A 25,479-nucleotide genomic window follows, 5' to 3' on the forward strand; every position below is an offset into this window, starting at 1 on the left:
GTGAATTATGTACAACGCAAAGGTAAAAAATTATCAAAAAGAAGCACTGAAAACTCGATTGGCGGGCGCGGACCGGTACGAGGTCATTCAGATGCTTTTTGCTGGCGCGATTGAAAAACTAGTTCGCGCGAAAGTCTCGATTGAAAACAAAAATTTCGAGGCGAAGGCGGAACATATATCAAAAGCTAGTTCAATCATTGAGGCCCTTAGGGGGTGTTTAGACTTTAATGCTGGTGGAGAAGTCTCCGAGAATTTATACTCATTATATAGTTACATGTTAAATCGATTATTAGATGCTAGCGTTAATAACGACCCTGACATTGTCGATGAGGTAAGTAATCTATTAAAAGAGATTAAATCTGGGTGGGATGCTATCCCTATTGAGGTGAGAGAACAAACTTTATATAGCGACTCGAGTACTAACAATGCTGGATAAGAGTCAGGCTTTGTTAGAGTTGCTCCAAAATTTTGAGAGTGCGTTGTCTAGCAAAAATATTGGGCTCGCGCAGTCTATTTTTGATAAGATTGATGCGCTTCTAAAAGCGTTAACAAGCGAAGAACTGGAAAGTTGTCAGCATCAGTTAGTCGACCTTCAGAGTCGGTTGATAGAGTGTATGCAATTTGTTAATGAACAAAAAAATGAAGCAAAAGCTGAGATTATTGGTCTGCAAGGTAAAAAATCTAAGGTTGATAAATACAGTAAAGTAAAAGGGTGCATGCCCTAATACCTGCGTTTTCGCAGCGATTAAATAGGATATTTGAGCAATGAAGTATAAAGTTGCAATAATATATCGAAGTGTAAAAGTTGAGTAGTTGTAAATATGGATAATATCGAAAATCTCTTGGGCCAAGCCGAAAGTGCATTAGCAAGTCTTAAAGCGCAAAGTGAAAGAGAAGGTGAGTTTGCTGTAGAGGCTAATCTACGATTTGGAAAAAATATTCTAGCTTTCCAGAAGTACTTCCCTGATATTTTTGATATTTTGGTAGAGTTTACCCCTCGAGAAAATTTTTGTTTACATGTAACTTCTACTGGTGCTGCTAATTTCTATCCTAAAGGAACTGAAGTCCCGCTCTATAGTGATGATCCGGTTTTACAAGCAAATGAGCAAGTCAATAGAAATATTGCTTCACCCAACTTCAGCCGAACAGATTATTTTTCTGCTCCAAATACTCTTAAAGAAGATAAGCGACTACATATAAAATATGTTAAAAAGCTCGCTGACATACTATGCCAAGTGCAAGCTGACCGTTTGGAAATCCTCACATCTCTGCCAAAAACATACCCTACTTGTATGATGTTTGGAGTAGGCTTGGGCTACCACATCGAATCGCTACTTGATAAATGTCAATTTGATTATATGTATGTATGCGAGCCAGATATTGAGCTCTTTTTTGCAAGCCTTTTCTGTATCGACTGGAGTGCTGTGATTGAGAAAATTGATCAACAGGGTGGGTGTCTATTTCTCAATGTAGGCAGTACTTATACGGAGTTTTTTGAAGATATTCGATTAATTGCTGAAAAGGTTGGTGCCAACTCTATCATCAATAGCTTTTGTTATCAGCATTACCCTTCTAAAGAACTGAACTTGAGCATTAAAGGTTTTTTTAAAAACTACTATCAGCTTCATCAAGGGTTTGGCTTTTATAATGATGCAATTACCGGCCTTGCGCATGGAATTATTAATTCGCAAAATAAGTTCCCTTATTTGTTTGCGTCACCAGAAAAGCGGCAAGTGCTAAAGGATAAGTCTGTGTTTGTTGTGGCTAACGGCCCTTCGCTAGACGAGTCTATAGAATTCATAAAGCAAAACAAAGATGATGCCATTATTATTGCTGCGGGTACGGCACTATATAGCCTTCAAAACGCTGGAATAGTACCTGATTTTCATGTGTTAGTTGAGCGCACCAAAGGAACATATGATGCACAAGTTGATTTTCTAAATGAAGGAGAGGATTACTCCAATCTTAACCTGTTGGCGGTTGACGTTATGTATCCAGACGTATTGAAAATGTATAAATGGGCGGGGCTGGGGAGAAAAGGCCCTGAAGCCGCTAGCGTATTTTTGGCTGTGCAGTCATTAAAAGAGTTTGGTTATGCATCTACAGAGCTACCATTTTGTGCTCCTCTAGTCGCCAATACCGCTTTAGCTTATGCAGCAGCATTTGGTTTTGGTGAGATATACATGTTTGGTATTGATAATGGTTACCATACAAATAACAAAACACATTCTTCGTTAAGTGTTTATAATGACAAACGCCTGATTAAGTTAGGTTATAAAGCACCCGTAGGGGCAACTATTGAGCTACCTGGTAACACAGGAGAAATAGTTATGGCAACCAACCTAATGGTCATATCTCATATCATGCAGGAAAAGTTGATAGCTCTGTTTCCTGGGATTGATTTTTATAACGTTGGTAGTGGGGCAAAAGTCGCAGGAGCACATACACTTTTGACTGACGAACTGTTCTTGTTAAATAAAACAGAAAATAAAGGTGAACTAGTTGAAGCAATAAAAGCAAGCTTTTTTCAAGAGATTACTGTTGTTCCAAGTGAGGAAACGCTTGGTTGGCAATGCTTTGCAGAGCTTTGTGATTATTTAATAGAAATTGGGAATAGACCTTATGAAAACCGTGATGAAGCTCATAAGTTGCTACGTGCTCAACAAAACGTTTTGCTCGCATATAAAGATAACCAATATGCACACTTCTTCCATCTAATTAAAGGTACAATGCTATACTTCCACTGCCCGATGATGACCATGCTCTATTACTATGAGCAGGAAGATAAGTCATTGGAGTGGTTTGATAAGACTCTAAAGGTTTGGCAGGAGTTCATCAAAGCAGCGAAAGTAGATTTTGAAGCGAATTGGAATACTAAATGTACTTGGAGTGAGTTCTACCAAGATGAATAATAATGAAGGTTCTTTAGGCTTGATTGGCAGAACATTACCGCTCTTTTATGAAGATCTAAAAACCCATGATGATGAGTTGTCAAGAATAGTTAGTAATTCACGTTTCTTGATATTGGGAGGCGCGGGTTCCATAGGTCAAGCCGTTGTAAAGGAGCTGTTTAAGCGTGGTTCTAAAGTATTACACGTAGTAGATATTAGTGAGAATAACCTAGTTGAGCTAGTTAGAGATTTACGAAGTAGTTTTGGTTACATCGTAAGTGACTTTAAAACCTTTGCTTTAGATATTGGTTCATTAGAATATGATGCTTTTATTAACTCGGGCAATGGCTATGACTATGTTTTAAACTTATCAGCATTAAAGCATGTACGTAGTGAAGAGGACGCTTTTACTCTAATGCGTATGCTTGATGTGAATATTTTCAATACTATAAAATCCCTCGAGCAGTCAATAGCGTTTGGTGCTAAAAAGTATTTCTGTGTATCAACAGATAAAGCTGCAAACCCTGTCAACTTAATGGGGGCGTCGAAGCGGGTTATGGAGATGTTCTTAACCGACTTTCACAAGGAACTACCTATTTCGACGGCTAGATTTGCGAATGTCGCTTTTTCTGACGGCTCTCTTTTGCATAGTTTCAAACAACGCCTCTTTAAATCCCAACCTATTGTCGCACCTAATGATATTCAACGCTACTTTGTCACGCCAGAAGAGTCTGCAACCCTGTGTTTAATGTCGTGTATATTCGGCCAGACAGGCGATATCTTCTTTCCTAAATTGAACGCTGAAAGTCACTTAGCAAAGTTTTCAGATATAGCTGAGAAGTTTCTACTCTCTCAGGGGTATACACCCTACCTATGTGAAACTGAAGACGAAGCTAGAGAGCTTGCGAGAGTATTACCTGCGAAAGGTTTTTGGCCATGTTTATTTAGCGGAAGTACTACGACCGGTGAAAAAGCTATCGAAGAGTTTTACACAGTAGGTGAGATTTTAGATATGACATTGTTTAATGACATCGGAGTCGTTAAATCAAATTTATCAGTGACTTCTCATGAGTTAGTTGCTTTTAAACAAACGATAAAAGGTTTACAAGCTCGAGGTATATGGAAAAAGTCAGATATTGTTAATGCTGTTGTTAAATTACTACCCCAGTTCCAACATAAAGAAACCGGCCTATATTTAGATGGAAAGATGTAATGACTGACTTTGTCAGAGACATTGTTGGGTTCATTCGTGAATATCACAAAACGAACGAGTTTATTCCTCTCCATGCTCCGAAGTTTATTGGCAACGAAAAACACTATGTATGTGAGACACTTGAGTCTACGTTTGTATCTAGTGTTGGGATGTTTGTTACTAGATTCGAAGATGAGCTGAAAATGTTTACGAAAGCGCCAGCTGTTTCAGCAACGGTAAACGGCAGTTCTGCTTTATATATCTCACTTTATATGGCAGGAGTTAGACAAAGTGATCTTGTGATCACTCAACCTATGACCTTTGTAGCAACCTGCAATGCTATTTCGCAATTGGGTGCATCGCCTATATTTGTAGACATTGATGATGAAAGTCTTGGGTTATCACCCCTTGCATTAGAGGCTTATTTATCTGATTCAGCATATTTAGATGATGCAGGAGTATGCAGAGACAAGTCTACTAATAGAGTAATTAAAGCAGTGTTACCAATGCATACGTTTGGCCATCCGGTGAAATTGAAAGAACTTATAACTGTGTGTGAAAAGTGGCATTTACTTTTAATTGAGGATGCAGCGGAGAGTTTAGGTTCTTTGTATAAAGGGCAACATACAGGTACTTTTGGTTTTTTGTCAGCGCTTAGCTTTAATGGTAATAAAACTATAACGACAGGTGGAGGAGGTGCTGTAATCGCTTCTTCAGAGTTGCTTGGAGAGAAAGTTAAGCATTTAACGTCAACCGCAAAAGTCCCTCATGATTATGAATATTATCATGATGAGTTGGGGTTTAACTTTCGTATGCCGAACATAAACGCTGCTCTAGGCTGTGGTCAATTAGAATACTTGGACAAAATTATTTTAGAAAAACGAAATCTTGCTCGGTTGTATCAGGAGTTTTTCAAAAGTAGTGAATTATCCTTCGTCAGTGAACCTGATTATGCCACGTCAAATTATTGGCTTAATGCAGTAATTGCCCCTAGTCCAGAGGCGAGGGATGTTTACATCAATGCACTGAGTGATAAGGGGATTATGACCCGTCCTGTATGGAGGTTAATGAATACGTTGCCAATGTTCTCAAATTGTTTGAAAGGGGACCTTGCCAGAGCAGAGTACTTTCAAAAAAGAATCATTAACATACCAAGCACACCTAATTTAGTGATCAAATAAGTATGAAAAAAATTGCAGTGTTAACAACCTCTAGAGCAGAGTTTGGTCTACTTTATGACGTTATCTGCAAAATTGAGGAATGCCAATCTTTATCTCTACAGTTAGTTGTTTCAGGAAGTCATTTAGCTGATGAGCATGGAACTACGATAAATGAAATTATCGATTTGGGTTTATCCATATCTGCACAGCTACCAATCTTGGCTGGGAGTAGTCAGCGTGACAATGTAAACACTATTGCAAAAGCTGCTAGTGGTTTTTCAGATATTTTGGAAGAGCTCAGACCTCACTTGCTTATAATCATGGGTGACAGGTTTGAACTACTTGGTTTTGCTAATGCGGCACTGATACATCATATCCCAATTGCACACTTTTCTGGGGGAGAGGTTACAACAGGTGCTATAGACGATAGCATTAGACACGCTCTAACAAAAATGTCCTATCTACACTTTACATCAAATTATGAGCATGAACAGCGCGTAATTAGAATGGGTGAGTGCCCTACACGTGTGTTTAATGTTGGTGAACCAGGCTTAACTAAGCTATATCAAAGACCTAAATTTTCGCTTGTAGAGCTAAATAAGAGTTTAAGTAGCACATTCCAAAAAAATCAGTTTTTTTTATTTACATATCATCCAGTTACTACTCAAGGGTTATCTGAAAATGAACATGCTATTGAGTTGATCCTCAAGGCAATAGATAAGTTTTCAGAGTTTCAAGTGCTTATTACTTATCCAAATGCGGACTATGGATACGATGTAATTCTAAAGACGCTGATTAGTTATGCTGAAAACAAGCCAGAGCGAGTTGTATTGGTTCCTTCTTTAGGGTTTGAGCTTTATCATACCGCGCTTTATCACTGTGCATTAGTATTAGGGAACTCCTCAAGTGCCTTGATCGAAGCTCCTTCTCTGAAAAAGCCATCTATAAACATAGGAACTAGACAAGATGGAAGGCTCTGTGCAGCGAGTGTCTTACATTGTAGCGAGGAATCGGTTGTGGAAGCTATTGAAGAAGCATTAAGTGAAGAGTTTTTGACAATATGTGCTTCGGCGGAAAATCCGTATGGAGATCCTGAATCTCTAACCAAAATAATGAGAGTGCTCAAACGGTTTAAACCAATTAGCACAGTTAAAAAGGTGTTTTATGATAAAGCCTAATAGAGTTACAGTTATTGCAGAAATAGGTGTAAATCATAATGGGGATATATCACTTGCAAAGAAGCTAATCGATGTTGCCGTAGAAGCTGGAGCTGACGTGGCTAAATTTCAAAGTTTTGTTACAGAGGAAGAGCTTGTTGTTGATACTCCTAAAGCGGGATATCAAAAAAAAACGACGGATGGGGACGAGTCACAATTTGACATGATTAAACGACTAGAGCTGTCAAGGCAAGATCATGAAGAGCTTTTGAGCTACTGCCAATGCAAGAATATTACTTTTATGTCTTCCGCTTTTGATTTGGTGAGCATCGACTTACTAATTGAGTTAGGAATGACAACTTTTAAAATTCCGTCAGGTGAGATAACAAATACTCCTTATTTAAGAAAAATAGGCCACCGAAATGCAAATGTAATACTGTCAACAGGCATGGCTGACTTACGCGAAGTTGAGTTTGCTTTCAATACTTTGGTTAAGTCTGGTACAGAAAAAGAAAACATAACTATTCTGCATTGCACTTCAGAGTACCCGGCCTCTATGGAGAGTGTTAACCTCTTAGCTATGTCAGAGCTTGGTGATAACTTTGGTACAGAGTACGGGTACTCAGATCATACCCAAGGTGCTGAGGTAGCTATTGCTGCCGTTGCTCTAGGAGCTTCAGTAATAGAAAAACACATAACGTTAGATAAAAAAATGGCAGGTCCAGATCATGAGGCTTCAATGGAGCCAAAAGAATTTATTGCTATGGTTAAAGCCATCAGAAATATCGAAACGGCCCTAGGAAGTAAGGTAAAAACTTTATCGAGCGTGGAGTTGGAAAACAAAAGAGTTGTTAGAAAGCGCATCGTTGCTAAGTGTGAGATCAAGCGTGGGGATGTATTTTCCATGTCTAACTTGACAACCAAGCGCACAAGCTCAGGAGTAGATGCCCAATTTTGGGATGAGCTTATCGGCAAAGTTGCAACAAAAAATTACTATTATGACCAGTCAATAGAGAGAGAAGAATGACGCATAAAGAGCTGAATCAATTATTTTCTTCTCTACCCAGTAACCTTCGACACCCGATGTTAAGATTTGAGTATGTTGAGGTGATGGCAAATCAATATGATAACGCACAAGCATGCTTTTTCCTCCATAGGGAGGAGGATAGTTTCTTTTACCACCCATTTTTAGTATTTAAAAGCGAGGTAGAAGGGAGAGTTATCAAAGATATTGAGTCTGCTTATGGATTTGGTGGAGCTATAAGCTCCTCTTCTGATATAGGTTTTATTGAGCGTAGTGTTAATGCTTATAGAGAGTACTGTATTAAGAATAACTTCCTAGTTGAATTTATTCGCTATAATTGTTGCTTGAAAAATAGCAAGCTCTATGATGGTCAACTCAATGAGAATAGAGATGTAGTTGTAGTTGATTTAACTCTAGAAGTAATAACCTCGCAAATTCAAGCGAGAACGAGAAGTGCTATTAGAAAAGCGAAGCGCGAAGGTATCAGAGTTATTTGGTCAAAAGATAGAGAGTATGTTGAGGCGTTTATCGAACAATATTACGAAACGATGACACGTTTGCGGGCCAACTCCGACTACTTTTTTCCTAAAAGCGTACTTCGAGAGCTTGTAAGTTTACCATTTTGTGAGCTCGCGATAGCTACTTTTAACGGACAAGTAATTGCTGGAGCAAGTTTTTTTATTGATGGTGATTATATGGAGTACCACCTTTCTGCAAATAATCAATATGGGCAAAAATTAAATGCAACTAAATTGATTATTGAACAAGCGATGCTAAAAGGTAAAGAATACGGAGCCAAGTATTTGCATTTGGGAGGTGGATACACCACTTCAAATGATGATCCACTTTTACGTTTCAAAATGCTTTTCAGCAAGAATCAAGAAAAGTATGTGGTTGGCCATAAAGTACTCGATACAGAACGTTATCAATCACTTAAAAAAATATGCATAAAGCCTGGTATTAATCTTGCTAAAACAAACCGAGTGATTTTTTATCGCTAATATGTATTGACGCTAACTGCTTATATAGGAAAGGGCTATGAGCTGGGATCCAATTTGGGAAAAAATATATAGTGAGAGAAGCTGGGGAAAATACCCGGATACAGACGTAGTTCGCTTCGTTGCTCGTAATTTTTATAATGTAGAGAATAGAGGGGAAGTAAAGCTCCTAGAGATGGGGTGTGGCCCAGGTGCTCAGTTGTGTTTTATGGCGCGTGAAGGGTTTCATGTGACAGGCGTTGAAGGTTCAAAAACAGCTGTTCGTATTGCAAATGAAAGGCTTGATGCTGAGGTTCCTAGTTGGCAAGGAGAGGTTGTTGAAGGTGATGTTATAAGCTTAGCTTACGGAGATGAATATTTTGACGCGGTTTTAGATATTGGGGTCACACCTACAACGAGCTTTGAAGTTGCCCAAAAAATATTTAGTGAAGCCAGCCGAGTATTAAAGGTTGGTGGTCTCTTATACAGCCGATGTTTGGCTAAAGGCTGCTGGGGAGATAATACAGGTGAAGAAGTTGCAAAAAACACCTATTTGGTTTCTGAAGGGCCAATGGTTAACCAAGGGGCAATCCGCTTTACTGATAAGTCAGAAATACAGTCTTTATTGCCTATTGACTTAGAATTAATATCTATTGAAGTAATGAGCTATGGAATGGAAGATAAGCCAGTTAAACAATGGATGATAACTGCCAAAAAATTAGGAAGTTAAAATGTCTTGGGATAAAACTTGGGAAGACATATTTAAATCACAGGCTTGGGGGAAATATCCTGGGGAAGATATTGTCCGGTTTATCGCTAGAAATTATTACAAGTGCGAGGATCGCTGTGCAGTAAAATTACTTGAAATTGGTTGTGGTCCGGGTGCAAATATATGGTTTATGGCACGAGAGGGCTTTAATGTCACTGGTATTGATGGTTCCAAAACAGCTATAGCTCAAGCTAAAGCCCGACTTGATCATGAGGTTCCTGATTGGCAAGGCCACCTTGATATTGGGGATATGATTAAACTACCTTATAGTGACAAACAATTTGATTGTGTGCTGGATATTGAGGCAAGCTCAACAAACTCGTTTGAAAATACACAAAAAATTTATCAAGAAGCTGCAAGAGTGTTGAAGCCTAATGGGCTCCTATATATAAGAACGTTTGCTACGGGAACTTGGGGAGACAAAACTGGTGAGCAGTTGGCACATAACACTTATATACCACAAGAAGGACCTATGGCGGCTAAAGGTTTGACTAGATTTACCGATGAAGAAGATATAGTAAAACTGTTGCCAACTGATATGAAGTTGAGAAATGTCGATTTGCTTCAGTGGGGGCGCGGTGTTGAGGTCATTAAGGAGTGGATGATTATTGCACAGAAAGAGGCATAGTTTGGAGTAATTATATGGGCGATATTTGGAAAGCAACTCAATTAAGCGCTTCTGCGTTTATGAAGGATGCGATAAAAATCTTAAATAATTCACCAATTAAGCTGGTTACTGTGGTTGAGAAGGGACGGCTGCTTGGAGTGATAACTGATGGTGACATTCGAAGGGCTATATTGGATTTCAAATCCCTAGAAACACCATTGACAGAAATCATGTGTCGTGAGCCGATAACTGCAAATGAGTTTGATAGCAAAGCATTTGTGATGTCATTATTAGAAAAAAATAAGCTCCAACAGATACCTATTGTAGATAAAAATAGGGAACTTAAAAACATCATTACAAAGGATGGTTTGTTAAAAAAATGCGAAATCCCAAACACTGTGTTTTTAATGGCGGGTGGGTTTGGTACTCGTTTAAAGCCATTGACCCAAAGTTGTCCTAAGCCTTTATTGAGAGTTGGGAAAAAGCCGATATTGGAGACCATTCTAGATAGCTTTTGCCTGCATGGTTTCAAGAATTTTTTTATTTCCGTTCATTATAAGGCTGACATGATAAAAGATCACTTTTCTAATGGTATTAAGTATGGTGTCGATATTGATTATGTGGAGGAAAAAGAGCCGTTAGGAACTGCAGGCGCACTGAGCTTACTACCTGAGCAGGTCGTCCCTGTTGTGATGATGAATGGAGATCTTTTGACAAAAGTTGACTTCTCTGAGCTATTGGCCTATCACCAAGAGGAGGGAGCGGCGATAACCATGTGTGTTAGAGAGCACGAATATCAAATTCCCTATGGTGTGATTAAATCTGAAAATAATGAAGTTGTTCGAATAGTTGAAAAGCCAACAGAAAAGTACTTTGTAAATGCAGGAGTATATGTTGTCTCTCCGAGTGTCATCAATCGCCTTAATTACGGAGAGCGTCTAGATATGCCAGATTTGATTAACTCTTGCTTACAAAGTAATGAAAAAATTTCTATGTTTCCGATACATGAATACTGGTTAGATATTGGGCGTATGTCTGACTTTGAACGTGCGCAATCAGATATTATTAACTTTTTTTAAATATGAAATATGACATTCTCGTCTCAGGGTACGGTGCAATAGCACAACGCCACATTAATAACCTAAATAACTTGGGAATAATTAAATCTCTTACAATAGTAAAAAAAGTTATGCTCGAAGACCAACCTAATTATAAGTTCCCTGTCGCTATTTATACTGATTTTAAACAGGCAATTAATGAAAGACATTTTGATATAGCAATCATTGCTTCTCCAGCCAGCGCACATTCAGACCAGCTACATCAACTAAGCAACTTAAAGATTGGCTGTTTGGTTGAAAAACCGATCACTTTGAATGGTCATCAAGCTCAAGAGTTATATCAGTTTACTAGGTTAAAGAATATGAACTGTATAATTGGCTACGATTTGATTTATACCAAAGGGTTTACTGAGGTAAGTCGCATATTACATTCTGAATGTTTGGGAAAAATTTGGCACATTAATATCTCAGTTGGTCAATTTTTACCGGACTGGCGGCCGAGTAAAAATTATAAAACTACGGTATCGGCAGTTAAGGCGTTAGGTGGCGGAGCTTTAAGAGAGTTAAGCCATGAGCTAGATTACTTACTGGCATTATTTAACGTATCAAATATTGAATTTTCAGCCCAGTTAGTTAGACATTCTATCTTGGCAATGGACTGTGAAAATGAGGCTAATATTTTTGGCGGCTTATCATTGCGAAGCCAAGCTGAGAAGGTTAGCTTTTCAATTCATCTTGATATGCTAAAACGCTTTCCAAGTAGGTATCTGTATATTGAAGGCGCAAAAGGGTCATTGACATGGGATTTAATAAGGCAAAAGGTTACTTATAACTCATGTGGAGAAGAGTTGAAAGAAATTGATGTTCGAGAGGATAGCAATCAACCATATGTGAAACTAATACAAACTCTGATATCGCAAAGTGCTAATTCTGTCACTAGTAAGCAAGCCCTGCTCAGGTCTGTTCAGGTTATGAGTTGGATTGATTCTATAGAAGAAGCTGCAAGCAATAAATGTCAAGTATCGTTTAGTTTGAGGGAATTTAATGGATAAAGTTATTGCGTTTACTTTTGCACGTGCGGGTTCAAAGGGTGTACCTAATAAAAATATTAGGCTTTTACATGGAAAGCCTTTACTTCAATACGCCATAGAGTCAGCTCATGCGTGCCAATTAATCGATAAACATTATGTGTCAACTGATGGAGACGCTATAAAGGACATAGCTAAAAGTTTAGGGTGCGAAATCATCCATCGGCCAGAGTCGCTAGCATCGGATTCTGCTAGTGAGTGGCTTGCATGGCAACATGCTGTTCAATATCTTGTTGCGCGGGGAGAAATGTCGAAGAGTGATATTTTCGTTAGTGTACCTTGTACCTCTCCACTAAGAACTTCAGCTGATATCTCTTCTGCAATAGAAGCATTTTTGACCAATACCTGTGATTTGGCTTTAGGCATAACTGAAGCTGATCATAGCCCTTATTTTAATATGGTTAAAATGGACTCTGAAGGAGTAATAGAAACAATTTGTGGTGATGAAACTTTCACACGTAGGCAAGAAGTCCCAGTATCATGGAACATCACAACCATGGTATATGTGACTACTGCTGAATATATTTTACGAGAAAACGGTGTTATGGACGGTAGAATTCTGGGAGTAAAAATGCCGAAATTAAGAGCTATTGATATTGATACTGAGATCGATTTTGAGTATGCAGAATTTTTATTAAATCGATAAGCCGGAGAGTGAAATTATGAGAAGTATTTCTGAATTACAGAGCTTAGCTGATTTTTGGGGTATTATCACAGGTGGTGGGGGGCATGTAGGGCAAGCCGCGGCGGCGGCATTAATGGAGCTTGGTGCAAATGTTGTGCTTTGGGATAGAAGCAAAGCCGCTCTAGATATAGCCTCTGCCAATTTAGCTGAGTACAAGAACCAATTATATACAATCTGCTGTGACTTGGCTATAGAAGAAGATATTGTAAAGGGAGTTGAACAGTATCGGGAAATATCATCGGGTAGATTAAACTTTTTGATTAATAATGCGGCTTTTGTTGGCACCGATAATTTAACTGGGTGGGCGGTACCTTTTGAACAGCAAAGTTATGATACTTTTTCAAAATGCATTGACGTGAATTTAGCAGCACCGTTTTTATTGACAAAGTTGTGTATGCCCCTGTTTGAGATAACTTCAACAGGTTGTCGAAGTGTTGTAAATATTTCTTCTATCTATGGAGTGGTTGGACCGCAAATGGCTATGTATGAGGGAACAAATTTAGGTAACCCCGCAGCCTATGCGACTAGTAAAGCTGGATTAATGCAGTTCACAACTTGGCTTAGCAGTGTTGGTGCACCAAATATAAGGGCTAATAATATCGTTTTAGGTGGTATTTATCGTAATCAAGATGAAGCATTTGTAGAGAAGTATATCCAACGAGTTCCATTGAGGAGAATGGCAACAGAAGAAGATATAAAAGGCGCAGTTATCTTTCTGTGTAGTGGGTTATCGAATTATATGACGGGGCAGTCAATAGTTTTAGATGGTGGTTGGACAGCAATCTGACGTATAAACTTTGAGAAGGTGCTACACTTATTGAGTAGGGTACTTAATGGTGCATCATTATGAAAATCGAAAATCCACATTTGTCTTTATTTAATCAGATATCAGAAAAGAACAAGACATTGTCCGAGCAACTATCAACTGGTAAGAAAGTTAATTCTGCCGCTGACGATGCTGCGGCTTTGCAGATCATTAACCGTTTGACGTCTCAACAGGACGGCTACAGTCAATCCATTCGTAACGCATATGATGGTATCTCGTATTCGCAAACCGCTGACTCGGCATTATCTGGTGTGAATGATGCAGTTTCCCGGATTAGAGAATTATCGATTCAAGCCGGTAATGGGGCGCTGACAGATAGTGACCGTCAAGCATTGCAAGAGGAAGTATCGCAGTTGCAAACGCAAATCAGCGAAACGTTTGAAAATACTACATTTGGTGGCGCACAAATTTTTGACGGTGAGTCTCGTAGTTTTCAGGTAGGTCCTGACGCTAATACCACTCAGTCGCTACAGCAGACTGATGGTGGTTTTGCCAGTGCAATATTGAGTGTGGACATTTCGACGCAGGCGGGCGCACAAGCTGCCATTGATGCGGCAGATACAGTCTCTGAGGATTTAAACAGCCAACGCGCGGAGCTTGGCGCATTTGAAAATGCGGTATCTAGTACAATTCGCTCTGCAAGTAACCAACGTGAGAACATTGCGGCGAGCCAAAGTCGAATTCAAGACACCGATTACGCGCAAGCGGTGAGCGATCAAGTTGCCAACGATATTTTATCGCAAGCTTCTATTGCTTTGCGTGGTCAAGCTAATCAGTCTTCATCATCGGTACTAGGTTTATTATAAATTAATACCAAAGTATTGATATAGAACAGCTCTAGTGGCGATTTTTTGGCGTTAATGTCAAAAAGTTGCCACTTAGGTATTGCATCCCCCTTAATCTCTCTTACAATCTAACTATTGAAAAAATTTTAAGTAGATTGGTTCTCAAGCAATGGTCTTGATCTTAGATAACAACAACAAAAGAGCGATCGGATTAGGTGCGGCACTTAGTTTTGTCGGTCAAGCAAATGAAGTGCTGGCCGAAGAGCGTTATGAGCCCAAGATCCTTGATAACAACCAAGAACCAATTTTTGTGCTAGGCGCTTTGCAAAGCTTAACACACGAAGCGTTGATAAAATCTCATCCCGCCGTCCCGTTTTTATTAATAGGTGAAACGCTCAGGCCGCTACTTGCATTACCGAATGTAATAGGGCTCATCACCGAACCCTTTGGGCAAGAAGTCACGATGCAATTGCTACATGACTGTCAGCAATATTTACGCATGCTTCCAAATAAAGAGAACAAGCTACTAAATAAGAGCTTTGATGGTTTAGTTGGGGAAACCGAAGCGGTTAAAAACGTTCGTTTCTTGATTTCTCAAGTGGCTAAAACCGACGCCAATGTCCTTATTTTGGGTGAATCGGGAACCGGTAAGGAAGTGGTTGCACGTAACGTACACTTATTGTCTAAACGTGCGCAGGGACCATTTGTGCCAGTTAACTGTGGTGCTATCCCTGGGGAGCTTTTAGAAAGCGAGCTTTTTGGTCATGAAAAAGGTGCGTTTACTGGCGCGATTTCAGCCAGAAAAGGACGTTTTGAACTGGCGCAAGGAGGTACACTTTTTCTCGATGAAATCGGTGATATGCCACTGCAAATGCAGGTGAAATTGTTACGAGTTTTGCAAGAACGCACCTATGAACGAGTCGGGGGCACAAAGCCTATTCAGGCAGATGTTCGTGTGATTGCCGCGACGCACCGGAATCTTGAAACCATGATTGAAGATGGCAAGTTTCGCGAAGACTTATTTTATAGACTCAATGTATTCCCCATTGAAAACCCCTCTTTAAACGAGCGTGCGGAAGATATTGCGCTACTGCTAAAAGAACTAACACGTAGAGTAAATGAGCAAACGGGCAATTCGGTTAAGTTTACCGATAGAGCCGTAGACAGCTTAAAGTCGCACGCTTGGCCTGGAAATATTCGAGAGCTTGCAAACCTTGTGGAACGAATGGTGATTATGTTCCCAGACAAGGTTGTCGATGTGACGGATTTACCACAAAAGTACCGCTATATAGAAGTCGAAGCGTTTGAGCCTGAATATCCAGAAGAACTATTAGAAAAAGATGCGTTCAATGAGCTATTTAGCGATGGTTTTAGTGACGACGAAGAGGACATGGTCGCGGAAGATTTTGCGCCGCAAGCACCGAATGTTGGCTTACTGCCGGACGAGGGGATAGAGTTAAAAGAATATTTAGCAGAGCTTGAAATTGATTTGATCACTCAAGCTTTAGAGCGCTACGATTATGTGGTTGCTCGAGCGGCTGAAATCTTGGGCGTTCGCCGTACAACATTAGTTGAGAAGATGAAAAAGTATAATCTCAATCGTGACTGATAGTTCATCAATTACTACCTAACCTGAACTCGGGATAAGAAGTAAGTTAATCCACTAAAATCACTAAATTCAAAAGCGAAGTATCACTCTAGCCAGAAGTTATTTCTTAATACAAGGCAAATTTGTGCGTCAATAGCTGGCCTATTGCAAGCAAATTTAACGCAGTAGTAAGGGATAACAGCTGCTAGAGAACAAGTTGTTATTCCAAGTTCAGGTTACCGGCTCAACTCAGCAAGGCCGCTTAATACGCGGCCTTGTACTTTATTGTTTAAAGTTGAGTAAAATCCAATTCTTGATAACTGGCAATAATGGTTTGTTTGCAAAAACAGTTATCGGCATGGTCGTTAACCATGCCGCAAGCTTGCATATGTGCATACACGGTGGTTGAGCCTAAAAACTTAAATCCACGTTTTTTTAAGTCCTTAGCAAATTTGTCGCTGAGTTCACTGGTGGCAACGGCATCGTGTTTGTCACGCATGGGATTGATAACAGGCTTGTAATTAACAAATTGCCACTGGTATTTTGCAAAGCTGCCAAACTCTTGCTGAATTTCAATAAATCGCTTAGCGTTGTTTATCGTTGCTGCGATTTTTGCGCGGTTTCTAATAATTCCGTCAAATGCTAATAGCCGCTCGATATCTTGCTCTGTCATCTGGCTCACTTTGTGTACATCAAAATCGTGGAATGCTTTTCTATAGCCTTCACGTTTTTTTAAAATGGTATACCAGCTTAAGCCAGCTTGTGCAGATTCCAATGTGATAAACTCAAACAAGCTCTGGTCATCCAGTACAGGTCTTCCCCATTCCTTATCATGGTACTCAACATAATCGGGTTTGCTCTCGTCCACCCAGCCGCATCGTATTGTCATTGTTGGCTCTCTTCTATCAAATTGTGAATATGAATAAGCTAAATGATTTATTACGCCAACTACTCATTGCGGCATCACATTTGGCTTTCAAAAACTCTAGCACAATGCTGTATATAAAAACAGTGTCAATAAATTGATATTGTTAAGTGTTATATAACTCTATGTTTTAAAGGAATATAAAGTTGGATCGTTTTTTGCTTTTATCCATTGAGTTTATTTTTAAGAGAGCGGAAAAATGGCATTAGCACATGTTATTAATCCACAATTTGTACCAACGACGAATCGCTACAATCCCTGTTTGCTGCAAGAAGCCTACGTCGGTGAGCTAAGCGACCTTAGGCAGCAGGCGAGTTGGTTAAGTCATCTTGTTGATACTATGCCTGCGGGTGTCGTGGTACTTGATGGTCAAGGTATGATTGCCAAGGCGAATCAAATTGCGATGGATATGTTGGGTGAACCACTCGAAGGTGAAAAGTGGTTTAGCGTTATTCAGCGTTCATTTCGACCACAGCAGGACGATGGTCATGAAGTCTCTCTTAAAGATGGCAGAAGAATTAAGTTAGATATTACCGCGCTAACACCGGAACCTGGGCAACTCATTTTGATGACAGATCTCACCGAGACGCGCCGGCTCCAAAGTCGTGTTGCGCATATGCAAAGATTAAGTGCGTTAGGAAAAATGGTTGCCTCATTGGCGCATCAAGTGCGTACGCCGTTATCGGCTGCGATGTTATATGGTGCAAATCTTGGTGCAGCTAATCTTCCTTCGGCTTCTCGAGAAAAGTTTCACGATAAGTTGATGTCTCGGTTAAAAGACTTAGAAAGCCAAGTTAATGACATGCTGTTGTTCGCTAAAAGCGGTGAACAACAAGTGGTTGAGCGAGTGTCAATGCAACAGTTATTGAGTGAAGTCAAAGCGGGTGCTGACGCTATGGTTGAGCTTAACCAAGCAAAGTTGGAAGCATTTTTACCCGAGCCAGATATCGAAATATTAGGTAATCGTACGGCGCTTGCAAGTGCGATCCAAAACCTGATCCACAACAGTATTCAAATAATTGGCAGTGCGGCACATATTGAACTTAATGCAGAGCGCGAGCCGTGTGGCGAGTATGTACGTATCTCAGTTGTTGATAATGGTCCTGGTATTGATGAAACCTTAGTCGACAAGTTGTTTGAACCATTTTTTACAACTAAGTCGCAGGGGACTGGGTTAGGACTTGCGGTGGTTAATTCAGTCGCTAACGCACACAAAGGGTTTGCACAGGCAGACAATATTGAAGGTAAGGGTGCGCGTTTTAGCTTGGTACTACCACTAATTGAGGCGGAGGAACTATGAGTAACAGAGTTTTAGTTGTTGAAGATGATGCTGGTTTAAGAGAAGCACTCATTGATACATTGCAGCTTTCAAATATCGAGTGCGTAGAAGCAAGTTGTGCGGAACAAGCCGTTTTATTGCTAAAGCAAGAAACCTTTTCTTTGGTGGTGAGTGACGTGCAAATGGGTGCCATGAGTGGGCTTGACTTGTTAAAGACCATTAAACTCAACTATCCCGAATTACCGGTATTGATGATGACGGCATACGCGACCATTGATGATGCGGTTGAAGCGATGAGATTGGGTGCCATCGACTATATGGCTAAGCCATTTGCGCCTGAAGTATTGCTCAATATGGTTGGACGTTATCTACCTGAGAAGGAAAAAGAGACAGACGGCCCCATTGTTGCCGATCCAAAGAGTATTAAACTACTTGAACTGGCTGCAAAAGTAGCTAAGTCGGATGCCAGCGTTATGGTACTTGGACCGAGCGGTTCAGGTAAAGAAGTGTTGGCTCGCTATATTCACGATAAATCCGACAGAGCAGATGAGCCCTTTATCGCAATTAACTGCGCTGCAATCCCAGAAAATATGCTTGAAGCGACCCTGTTTGGTTACGAAAAGGGGGCATTTACAGGTGCCATTCAGGCGTGTCCTGGAAAATTTGAGCAAGCACAAAAGGGAACGATTTTGCTTGATGAGATCACAGAGATGGATTTGGGATTACAAGCAAAATTACTTCGCGTGTTACAAGAGCGCGAGGTAGAGCGTTTAGGTAGCAGAAAAACCATTTCACTGGACGTCAGAGTGTTGGCAACCAGTAACCGCGATTTAAAAGAAGCGGTGGAGGATGGGGTATTTAGAGAAGATTTATATTATCGCCTCAATGTTTTCCCACTAGAGTGGTTGCCACTGAAGGACAGAGCGGGTGATATCGCAGTGTTAGCCGAGCATTTGTTGGTAAGACATACGCAAAAAGCAGGCAAGCCAACACCTATATTAAGCAGCGGTGCAAAGCGCAAGCTCAGTTCACACAGTTGGCCTGGAAACGTAAGAGAGCTAGACAACGTTATTCAACGTGCCCTGATTTTGTTCCAAGGTAATGAAATTCAAGAAGATGATATTTTTATCGAAAATTTCTCACCGATGGCTTTGATTGAGTCTGCACCACTTGTAAATCATGAAGCATCAGCTTTAATGGAGCGCTCTCAAGGTGAGGATGAAATCATTAGCTATAAAGATGAGTTACAGGATAAAGAACACCAAATTATTTTAGATACGCTAGCAAAGTTTAATGGTAAACGTAAAGAGGTGGCGGAGGTGTTAGGTATGAGTCCTCGCACACTTCGCTATAAGCTGGCAAAAATGCGAGATTTAGGGATTGCACTACCCGCTTAACCTAAGTTACCTGAGTTTATAAACAATGAGTTAGCTCATTGCTTTTCCAAACCTCAGGTTAAGCTTTATCTGCTAATTCAAATTTACTCAGGCGCCTATTAAAGATCAGCAGATCTTAGGCGCATAGTTTTCACTTCTATGCACTGCCAATTTTTCGACATGCTAAAAATATTTCAACATACTGAAAATTAACGATTTTAAGTTGGCACGTTTTCTGCTTTATTACAGGTAACTAAGAGTTATTTTGAGTAAAGCATCATGAAAGTACAATCATCAGCGCTATTTCAAGAAATGCAGGCAATGGCTGCAGAAGCGACGAGAAACACACAGCCATCAGTGCAGTCGGTTAAGACGGCGGCATCTTCGTCGGCTCAGTTTGGCGATTTACTCTCAGACGCACTTAATACGGTTCATGGCTTACAACAAGAAGCGAAACAAAAAGTCACCGCTGTTGAAATGGGTGACAGAAGCGTTTCTCTTGCAGAAGCTATGATAGCGAAACAAAAATCGTCGGTCGCTTTTGAGGCAACAGTGCAAGTTCGTAATAAACTTGTTGAGGCCTATAAAGAAATCATGAGCATGCCAGTTTAATTGAGTGACTGTGGAGAGTAATCGTGGCTACTAATCAATCAACAGATCTTACGCTTTCCGATGCAGCGCTGAATAATGACAGCGGATCGGATGAGCAACAAGAGCAAAAATCAGGCTACTTCAGTGCGCTAAGCGGTGTTGATATGTTGCGCCAGGTTACTCTGGTTATTGCCCTTGCTATTTGTTTAGCAATCGCAATCTTTATTATCATTTGGGCGCGCCAACCAGATATGCGCCCACTTGGTAAATACCCAACAGAAGAACTCGTCGAAACGTTAGACTTTTTAGACCAACAGAAAATTGAATACCAATTAGATGGTAATATCATTTTAGTCGCTGAGTCGGACTATCAAGACATAAAACTACGCATGGCGCGTGACGGTTTTACCCAGTCTCCGAGTTCTGGCACTGATATTCTGATGCAAGATATGGGTTTTGGTGTTAGCCAACGTCTTGAAAGAGAGCGCTTAAAACATAGCCGTGAGCAACAACTTGCGAGAACAATTGAAGAGTTACAAGACGTAAATCGTGCAAAAGTGTTACTTGCAATTCCAAAAGAAAACGTCTTTGCACGTCGCGAGAAAAAGCCCTCTGCAACCGTAGTTATTACCCTTAAACGTGGCAAAACGCTTGGCGGCGAAGAAGTTGATTCAATCGTAGACATTGTGGCATCAGCGGTACAAGGCCTAGAGCCTTCACGCGTGACTGTCACCGATCAAAACGGTCGTCTACTCAACTCTGGTTCTCAAGACTCTTTAGCTGCGCGCTCGAGAAAAGAGTATGAAATCGAACGTAAGCGTGAACAAGAATATCTAGAAAAAATTGATAGTATCCTGATCCCAACTGTAGGTCTTGGTAACTTTACCGCGCAGGTTGACTTAACGATGGATTTCAGCGCAGTTGAAGAAACGCAAAAACGTTATAACCCAGATTTACCTGCGGTTCGCAGCGAAACAACGTATGAAGAAAATAATATTGGTGGTTTAGCTGTCGGTATTCCGGGTGCGCTGACTAATCAGCCTCCAGTGAACTCAAATATCCCAGAGGTTGCTGGGCAAGGCGGCAATGGTCAAAGTGCAACACCAAGCAGTAATCAAAAAGAAGCAACCCGTAACTATGAATTAGACACCACTATTAGCCATAAACGTCAGCAAACAGGTGTTATTCGCCGGATCAGTGTGAGTGTGGCCGTTGACTACCTCGCAAAACCTGATGCTGAAGGTAACATGGCTATGGCGCCGCGTACGCAAGAAGAGCTAAATAACATCCGTCGTTTGCTACAAGGTGGTGTGGGCTTTGATATGCAGCGAGGTGATGCACTAGAGGTAGTGACTGTGCCATTCGTGCGTGAAGACCTCACTGAAATGCAAGAGATACCACTTTGGGAGCAAGATTGGTTCCAAAAGACAATCCGTCTTGCAGCAGGTACCTTAGTGATCATTGTGCTAATCTTAGCGGTAGTAAGACCTATGCTTAAGCGTCTAATTTACCCAGATGATACGCTTGAAGATTTTGATGAAGATGCGTTGACCAGTGGTGTAGATTTAGGTGACAGTACACTCGATATGCTAAATAACGAATTCGATGAGTCTGCGGTTGGCTTCTCTTCTGACGGTAGATTACAATTGCCAGACTTACATGGCGACGAGGACTTACTCAAAGCAGTACGTGCCTTAGTTGCTAACGAACCAGAACTCTCATCACAAGTTGTGAAAGCGTGGTTGACAGAAGATGACTGATCAAGAACAAAAACAATTGCCCGCAGCCTTTGACGTTGACAAGCTAGATGGCGTCGACAAGGCTGCCATCTTACTGCTTAGTTTGACTGAAGAAGATGCGGCTCAGATTTTGAAACACTTAGAGCCGAAGCAAGTGCAAAAGGTCGGTATGGCGATGGCCTCCATGGATGACCTATCTCAGGCTAAAATTGCAGCTGTGCACAATTTGTTTATCGAACAAATTCAAAGTTTTAGTACAATTGGTTTCCAATCGGAAGATTTTATTAAGAAGGCGCTAACCGCAGCACTTGGTGAAGACAAAGCGGCAAGCCTTATTGACCAAATCGTTATGGGCTCTGGTGCAAAAGGGTTGGATTCGTTGAAGTGGATGGACTCGAAGCAAGTTGCCAATATTATCCGCAACGAGCACCCGCAGATCCAAACGATCGTATTGTCTTATCTCGAGCCTGAGCAATCCGCCGAAATTTTGTCTCAGTTTCCTGAGAAAGTACGCTTAGATTTAACAATGCGTATTGCAAACTTAGAAGAAGTACAACCGGCGGCACTACAAGAACTCAACGAGATCATGGAGAAACAGTTCGCAGGTCAAGCTGGTGCACAAGCGGCGAAGATGGGTGGCTTAAAAGCCGCTGCGGATATCATGAACTACCTAGACACCAATGTCGAAGGCCAGTTGATGGATTCAATCCGAGAACATGACGAAGAAATGTCGCAACAAATTCAAGACCTCATGTTTGTGTTTGAAAACTTGATGGATGTAGAAGACAGAGGTATCCAAGCCATACTGCGTGAAGTGCAGCAAGACGTACTGATGAAAGCAATTAAAGGCGCGGACGAATCTTTAAAAGAAAAGATTATGAAGAATATGTCTAAGCGTGCTGCTGAGATGATGCAAGATGACCTTGAGGCTATGCCTCCAGTGCGGATCAGTGAAGTGGAAGCTGCACAAAAAGAAATTTTGGCAACGGCTAGACGTTTGGCTGACTCAGGCGAAATTATGCTTGGTGGCGGTGGTGGTGAGGAGTTCCTATAAACCATGGTCGATAAAAAGTTTTATAAAGGCCGCCCAGTCAGCACCGAAGCACTGGATGAGTTATTAGAAAACTGGCCCATTCCAGATGTTACGGATAAGCCCGAAAAATACCGTGGTCGTTCTACGGCCTTCGGTACGCCGTTGGAAGAGTTGTATACTAAGAGAGAGGTGAGCGCAGAACCTGAGCCGCAAGAGCCTGAATTCCCTACTTTGACCATTGAAGAATTAGAGCAGATCCGTCAGGATGCCTACGACGAAGGAATAAAGCAAGGCCACGAACAAGGCTATATTGAAGGATTTGACAAAGGAGTTTCTGAAGGTAAAGAAGCCGGTTATAAAGAAGGCGTAGAAATAGGTAAAGAAAAGGGACTTGAGGAAGCACAACCGCTTATTGAAGAAAGGATGAAAGCGCTATCCACTATTTTAGATGGCATGCAAACGCCACTGAAAAAGGTTGATGATGAGTGTGAAAAGCAGCTGGTTGTACTCGTCAATTTATTGGCAGAGCAGGTTATTTTTAAAGAGCTCAAGACCACGCCTGAGCTCATTTTAAACGCGTTGAAAAAAGCGATGGACGCGCTGCCTGTCAAAGATCAATCAGTACGCATCCATTTGCACCCCGAAGATTTAGCTTTAGTGCAAGCCATGTACGGCGAGGAACATATACAATCACAGCATTGGCAGTTACTTCCAGAGCCGACGTTGGACAGAGGTGGCTGTGAGGTGAAAACGCCACAGTCATCCATTGATATGACGCTTAAAAACCGTATTAGCGAAGTGTTGGAATCATTTTTGCAAGATAGCGGTATAAACCAATAATACTGCACTGTTATCTAGATAAGCGAAGCAATCAAATCAGGATAACGATGCCTTCCTAAGGTAATTGCGAACATGTCGACATCTGCTGCTATGAGCGAGCGCATCAGTAAGTATCAGAAATTTGTCAAACCATACGGGGTTGCGGTTGCAGGCAGCCTCACCCGCGTGGTTGGCCTCACCCTTGAAGCTAGGGGGCTAAGTGCTCCCGTCGGCAGTCAATGTAAAATCGAGACGCTGGGCGGTTTTATTGATGCAGAAGTCATCGGTTTCAATCAAGAAACGCTTTACCTTATGCCAAACGACCATATTACAGGCGTCCTTCCTGGAGCGCGAGTGATCCCAAAAGTTAAGGATGCTGGATTACCTGTCGGAATGGGTCTACTTGGCCGCGTGGTTGACGGACTTGGTAGGCCACTAGATGGTCTTGGTGCCATTGACGCTGAGAAGCATCTAAAATTTGCCGCAGCGCCCATTAACCCACTTGCAAGGCGTCCAATCGACTCACCAATGGATGTAGGTGTGCGCGCGATAAATTCGATCGTGACAGTGGGTCAAGGCCAACGTATGGGGCTGTTTGCAGGGAGTGGTGTGGGTAAATCGGTATTGCTTGGCATGATGACGCGAGGCAGTGAGGCGGATGTTATCGTCGTTGGCTTGGTCGGTGAACGTGGTCGTGAGGTGAAAGAATTTATCGATGAGATTTTGGGCGTCGAGGGTAGACGCCGCTCCGTAGTGGTTGCCGCTCCCGCCGATGCCTCACCGCTGATGCGCTTAAAAGGCTGTGAGAGTGCTGTGACTATTGCGGAGTATTTTCGCGATCAAGGGTTAAATGTACTGTTGTTACTGGATTCGGTGACGCGCTATGCCATGGCACAACGTGAGATAGCGCTTGCTGTAGGCGAGCCGCCAGCCACAAAAGGGTATCCGCCTTCCGTGTTTGCAAAGCTCCCAGCGTTGGTTGAGCGCGCAGGTAATGGTGGTGAGGGACAAGGCTCAATTACCGCATTCTTTACGGTATTGAGTGAAGGTGATGATATGCAAGACCCTATTGCCGATGCCGCGCGAGCTATTTTGGATGGTCATATTGTGTTATCACGAGAGCTTGCTGATAGTGGTCATTACCCAGCGATAGATATTGAAAAGTCCATTAGTCGAGTCATGCCGCAAGTGGTGTCAGAGGCACACATGCAGCAAGCCAGAGTGCTCAAGCAAGTCTATTCAATGTACCAGCAAAATAAAGACATGATCACCTTAGGTGCTTATCAACGCGGAAGTGACCAGATGTTAGATCAGGCGATAAACTTGATGCCTGCTGTGAATAACTTCCTTCAGCAAGGCATGAAAGACGTGATCAATTATGACGAGTGTTTACAAGGCCTCGCTAAGCTACTAGGACAAGCATAATGGCAAATAACAAACTGACTTTATTGCTTAAGCTAGAAAAAGACAAAGAAGATAACCTTCGAGCGAATTTTGTTCAAGCGCAGCAGCACTTAGCAACAAACCAACAACGGTTATCGGGACTAAACGATTTCCGTCTGGAATACAGCATGCAGCTTCATAGTAAAGCACAAGTTGGTCTGTCTAGTGGTGGTTTCAATCAACACCATAACTTTATTAATAAGATTGAGCAGGCTATTGATCAGCAAGCAAAAACGGTCAACACAGCCAAGCAGGTGGTTGAACAACGCCGCAAGCTATGGCTAGCACAGCAGGCTAAAACGAAGGCAATTGAAAAGCTTATCGAGAAGCAAGCCCTCGCGAAGCAAACTCGTCTTGCCAAAGCAGAGCAAAAGATGCTTGATGAGTTTGCAACGAATCAGTTTGTACGAAGAGCGCGTGCTTGGTAAGTTGGCTCGAAATATGCTTCGTAATAATTAGCGTTTTAT

The 25,479-nt window shown here is 41.4% G+C and carries 25 protein-coding genes; 24 read left to right on the forward strand and 1 reads right to left on the reverse strand.

The features are described from left to right. Window positions 1-7 precede the first annotated feature (7 nt). From fliS to MHN32_RS03530, 16 genes are all read left to right on the forward strand, one after another. Window positions 8-436 (forward strand): flagellar export chaperone FliS, encoded by a 429-nt coding sequence (fliS, locus tag MHN32_RS03455; RefSeq protein WP_206471562.1) that lies wholly within the window; start codon window positions 8-10, stop codon window positions 434-436. Window positions 437-446: 10 nt separating this feature from the next. Next, window positions 447-725, forward strand: a complete 279-nt coding sequence (locus tag MHN32_RS03460) for a hypothetical protein (RefSeq protein WP_174168537.1) — start codon at window positions 447-449, stop codon at window positions 723-725. 96 nt (window positions 726-821) lie between these two features. Further along, complete coding sequence (locus MHN32_RS03465; protein WP_239420879.1) at window positions 822-2,912, forward strand: 6-hydroxymethylpterin diphosphokinase MptE-like protein; 2,091 nt, start codon at window positions 822-824, stop codon at window positions 2,910-2,912. Beyond that, the gene (locus MHN32_RS03470) at window positions 2,905-4,104 is read left to right on the forward strand and encodes a UDP-N-acetylglucosamine 4,6-dehydratase (protein ID WP_227387250.1); all 1,200 of its coding nucleotides are present in this window, start codon (window positions 2,905-2,907) and stop codon (window positions 4,102-4,104) included. Before MHN32_RS03465 ends, MHN32_RS03470 begins: the two co-directional genes overlap by 8 nt. Continuing rightward, window positions 4,104-5,264, forward strand: a complete 1,161-nt coding sequence (locus tag MHN32_RS03475) for a LegC family aminotransferase (RefSeq protein ID WP_174168540.1) — start codon at window positions 4,104-4,106, stop codon at window positions 5,262-5,264. The genes MHN32_RS03470 and MHN32_RS03475 overlap by 1 nt, the downstream gene beginning before the upstream one ends. A 2-nt stretch (window positions 5,265-5,266) precedes the next feature. After that, window positions 5,267-6,421: a UDP-N-acetylglucosamine 2-epimerase gene (gene neuC, locus MHN32_RS03480; protein WP_174168541.1), complete on the forward strand. Its 1,155-nt coding sequence runs from the start codon at window positions 5,267-5,269 to the stop codon at window positions 6,419-6,421. After that, entirely contained in the window at window positions 6,408-7,427 is a 1,020-nt protein-coding gene (gene neuB / locus MHN32_RS03485) for an N-acetylneuraminate synthase (RefSeq protein ID WP_174168542.1), read from the forward strand. Before neuC ends, neuB begins: the two co-directional genes overlap by 14 nt. Further along, the gene (locus MHN32_RS03490) at window positions 7,424-8,425 is read left to right on the forward strand and encodes a GNAT family N-acetyltransferase (protein ID WP_174168543.1); all 1,002 of its coding nucleotides are present in this window, start codon (window positions 7,424-7,426) and stop codon (window positions 8,423-8,425) included. Before neuB ends, MHN32_RS03490 begins: the two co-directional genes overlap by 4 nt. Before the next feature lie 37 nt (window positions 8,426-8,462). Then, a complete protein-coding gene (locus MHN32_RS03495; RefSeq protein ID WP_174168544.1) occupies window positions 8,463-9,131 on the forward strand; it encodes a class I SAM-dependent methyltransferase in 669 nt (222 codons plus the stop codon). A 1-nt stretch (window position 9,132) separates the two neighbouring features. After that, a complete protein-coding gene (locus MHN32_RS03500) occupies window positions 9,133-9,798 on the forward strand; it encodes a class I SAM-dependent methyltransferase (protein WP_174168545.1) in 666 nt (221 codons plus the stop codon). A 14-nt stretch (window positions 9,799-9,812) separates the two neighbouring features. Further along, window positions 9,813-10,856 carry a nucleotidyltransferase family protein gene (locus tag MHN32_RS03505; protein ID WP_174168546.1) on the forward strand — a complete coding sequence of 348 codons (1,044 nt, stop codon included), beginning with the start codon at window positions 9,813-9,815 and terminating at the stop codon, window positions 10,854-10,856. Between the two features lie 2 nt (window positions 10,857-10,858). Beyond that, complete coding sequence (locus MHN32_RS03510; RefSeq protein WP_174168547.1) at window positions 10,859-11,887, forward strand: Gfo/Idh/MocA family oxidoreductase; 1,029 nt, start codon at window positions 10,859-10,861, stop codon at window positions 11,885-11,887. Next, window positions 11,880-12,569, forward strand: coding sequence for an acylneuraminate cytidylyltransferase family protein (locus tag MHN32_RS03515; RefSeq protein ID WP_174168548.1), 690 nt, complete (start codon window positions 11,880-11,882; stop codon window positions 12,567-12,569). Before MHN32_RS03510 ends, MHN32_RS03515 begins: the two co-directional genes overlap by 8 nt. A 16-nt stretch (window positions 12,570-12,585) precedes the next feature. Beyond that, window positions 12,586-13,395, forward strand: coding sequence for an SDR family oxidoreductase (locus MHN32_RS03520; RefSeq protein WP_174168549.1), 810 nt, complete (start codon window positions 12,586-12,588; stop codon window positions 13,393-13,395). Between the two features lie 59 nt (window positions 13,396-13,454). After that, window positions 13,455-14,240, forward strand: coding sequence for a flagellin (locus tag MHN32_RS03525; RefSeq protein WP_239420881.1), 786 nt, complete (start codon window positions 13,455-13,457; stop codon window positions 14,238-14,240). A 148-nt stretch (window positions 14,241-14,388) separates the two neighbouring features. After that, a complete protein-coding gene (locus MHN32_RS03530) occupies window positions 14,389-15,828 on the forward strand; it encodes a sigma-54 dependent transcriptional regulator (RefSeq protein WP_069018753.1) in 1,440 nt (479 codons plus the stop codon). Between the two features lie 268 nt (window positions 15,829-16,096). On the opposite strand, the gene MHN32_RS03535 is transcribed toward MHN32_RS03530, so the two are convergent. Continuing rightward, window positions 16,097-16,696 carry a DNA-3-methyladenine glycosylase I gene (locus tag MHN32_RS03535; RefSeq protein WP_239420882.1) on the reverse strand — a complete coding sequence of 200 codons (600 nt, stop codon included), beginning with the start codon at window positions 16,694-16,696 and terminating at the stop codon, window positions 16,097-16,099. A 235-nt stretch (window positions 16,697-16,931) separates the two neighbouring features. Here MHN32_RS03535 and MHN32_RS03540 point away from each other — a divergent pair, with 235 nt between their 5' ends. From MHN32_RS03540 to fliJ, 8 genes are all read left to right on the forward strand, one after another. After that, on the forward strand, window positions 16,932-18,032 hold the full coding sequence (locus MHN32_RS03540) for an ATP-binding protein (RefSeq protein ID WP_174168552.1): 1,101 nt from the start codon (window positions 16,932-16,934) through the stop codon (window positions 18,030-18,032). Further along, complete coding sequence (locus MHN32_RS03545; RefSeq protein WP_010606354.1) at window positions 18,029-19,408, forward strand: sigma-54 dependent transcriptional regulator; 1,380 nt, start codon at window positions 18,029-18,031, stop codon at window positions 19,406-19,408. The genes MHN32_RS03540 and MHN32_RS03545 overlap by 4 nt, the downstream gene beginning before the upstream one ends. Window positions 19,409-19,666: 258 nt before the next feature. Beyond that, window positions 19,667-19,999, forward strand: coding sequence for a flagellar hook-basal body complex protein FliE (gene fliE / locus MHN32_RS03550; RefSeq protein WP_239420891.1), 333 nt, complete (start codon window positions 19,667-19,669; stop codon window positions 19,997-19,999). Between the two features lie 20 nt (window positions 20,000-20,019). Beyond that, window positions 20,020-21,738 (forward strand): flagellar basal-body MS-ring/collar protein FliF, encoded by a 1,719-nt coding sequence (gene fliF / locus MHN32_RS03555; protein WP_086003757.1) that lies wholly within the window; start codon window positions 20,020-20,022, stop codon window positions 21,736-21,738. After that, the gene (gene fliG / locus MHN32_RS03560; protein WP_095728224.1) at window positions 21,731-22,771 is read left to right on the forward strand and encodes a flagellar motor switch protein FliG; all 1,041 of its coding nucleotides are present in this window, start codon (window positions 21,731-21,733) and stop codon (window positions 22,769-22,771) included. The genes fliF and fliG overlap by 8 nt, the downstream gene beginning before the upstream one ends. 3 nt (window positions 22,772-22,774) lie before the next feature. Further along, complete coding sequence (fliH, locus tag MHN32_RS03565) at window positions 22,775-23,590, forward strand: flagellar assembly protein FliH (protein WP_239420894.1); 816 nt, start codon at window positions 22,775-22,777, stop codon at window positions 23,588-23,590. Window positions 23,591-23,662: 72 nt separating this feature from the next. After that, on the forward strand, window positions 23,663-24,994 hold the full coding sequence (fliI, locus tag MHN32_RS03570) for a flagellar protein export ATPase FliI (protein ID WP_239420895.1): 1,332 nt from the start codon (window positions 23,663-23,665) through the stop codon (window positions 24,992-24,994). Further along, window positions 24,994-25,440 (forward strand): flagellar export protein FliJ, encoded by a 447-nt coding sequence (gene fliJ / locus MHN32_RS03575; RefSeq protein WP_239420899.1) that lies wholly within the window; start codon window positions 24,994-24,996, stop codon window positions 25,438-25,440. The genes fliI and fliJ overlap by 1 nt, the downstream gene beginning before the upstream one ends. The last annotated feature ends 39 nt before the right edge of the window (window positions 25,441-25,479 follow it).

This window comes from Pseudoalteromonas sp. Of11M-6 (genome assembly GCF_022347905.1).
Classification (GTDB): domain Bacteria; phylum Pseudomonadota; class Gammaproteobacteria; order Enterobacterales; family Alteromonadaceae; genus Pseudoalteromonas.

Bases quoted from the DNA above. Each gene is read 5' to 3' on its own strand.
- fliE (WP_239420891.1), top strand. From the start codon at position 19,667: ATGAAAGTACAATCATCAGCGCTATTTCAAGAAATGCAGGCAATGGCT.
- MHN32_RS03545 (WP_010606354.1), top strand. From the start codon at position 18,029: ATGAGTAACAGAGTTTTAGTTGTTGAAGATGATGCTGGTTTAAGAGAA.
- MHN32_RS03530 (WP_069018753.1), top strand. From the start codon at position 14,389: ATGGTCTTGATCTTAGATAACAACAACAAAAGAGCGATCGGATTAGGT.
- MHN32_RS03510 (WP_174168547.1), top strand. From the start codon at position 10,859: ATGAAATATGACATTCTCGTCTCAGGGTACGGTGCAATAGCACAACGC.
- MHN32_RS03505 (WP_174168546.1), top strand. From the start codon at position 9,813: ATGGGCGATATTTGGAAAGCAACTCAATTAAGCGCTTCTGCGTTTATG.
- fliS (WP_206471562.1), top strand. From the start codon at position 8: ATGTACAACGCAAAGGTAAAAAATTATCAAAAAGAAGCACTGAAAACT.
- MHN32_RS03495 (WP_174168544.1), top strand. From the start codon at position 8,463: ATGAGCTGGGATCCAATTTGGGAAAAAATATATAGTGAGAGAAGCTGG.
- MHN32_RS03475 (WP_174168540.1), top strand. From the start codon at position 4,104: ATGACTGACTTTGTCAGAGACATTGTTGGGTTCATTCGTGAATATCAC.
- MHN32_RS03535 (WP_239420882.1), bottom strand. From the start codon at position 16,696: ATGACAATACGATGCGGCTGGGTGGACGAGAGCAAACCCGATTATGTT.
- neuB (WP_174168542.1), top strand. From the start codon at position 6,408: ATGATAAAGCCTAATAGAGTTACAGTTATTGCAGAAATAGGTGTAAAT.
- MHN32_RS03540 (WP_174168552.1), top strand. From the start codon at position 16,932: ATGGCATTAGCACATGTTATTAATCCACAATTTGTACCAACGACGAAT.
- MHN32_RS03490 (WP_174168543.1), top strand. From the start codon at position 7,424: ATGACGCATAAAGAGCTGAATCAATTATTTTCTTCTCTACCCAGTAAC.
- MHN32_RS03525 (WP_239420881.1), top strand. From the start codon at position 13,455: ATGAAAATCGAAAATCCACATTTGTCTTTATTTAATCAGATATCAGAA.
- fliJ (WP_239420899.1), top strand. From the start codon at position 24,994: ATGGCAAATAACAAACTGACTTTATTGCTTAAGCTAGAAAAAGACAAA.
- neuC (WP_174168541.1), top strand. From the start codon at position 5,267: ATGAAAAAAATTGCAGTGTTAACAACCTCTAGAGCAGAGTTTGGTCTA.
- MHN32_RS03515 (WP_174168548.1), top strand. From the start codon at position 11,880: ATGGATAAAGTTATTGCGTTTACTTTTGCACGTGCGGGTTCAAAGGGT.
- fliG (WP_095728224.1), top strand. From the start codon at position 21,731: ATGACTGATCAAGAACAAAAACAATTGCCCGCAGCCTTTGACGTTGAC.
- MHN32_RS03470 (WP_227387250.1), top strand. From the start codon at position 2,905: ATGAATAATAATGAAGGTTCTTTAGGCTTGATTGGCAGAACATTACCG.
- MHN32_RS03520 (WP_174168549.1), top strand. From the start codon at position 12,586: ATGAGAAGTATTTCTGAATTACAGAGCTTAGCTGATTTTTGGGGTATT.
- MHN32_RS03500 (WP_174168545.1), top strand. From the start codon at position 9,133: ATGTCTTGGGATAAAACTTGGGAAGACATATTTAAATCACAGGCTTGG.
- MHN32_RS03465 (WP_239420879.1), top strand. From the start codon at position 822: ATGGATAATATCGAAAATCTCTTGGGCCAAGCCGAAAGTGCATTAGCA.
- fliH (WP_239420894.1), top strand. From the start codon at position 22,775: ATGGTCGATAAAAAGTTTTATAAAGGCCGCCCAGTCAGCACCGAAGCA.
- fliI (WP_239420895.1), top strand. From the start codon at position 23,663: ATGTCGACATCTGCTGCTATGAGCGAGCGCATCAGTAAGTATCAGAAA.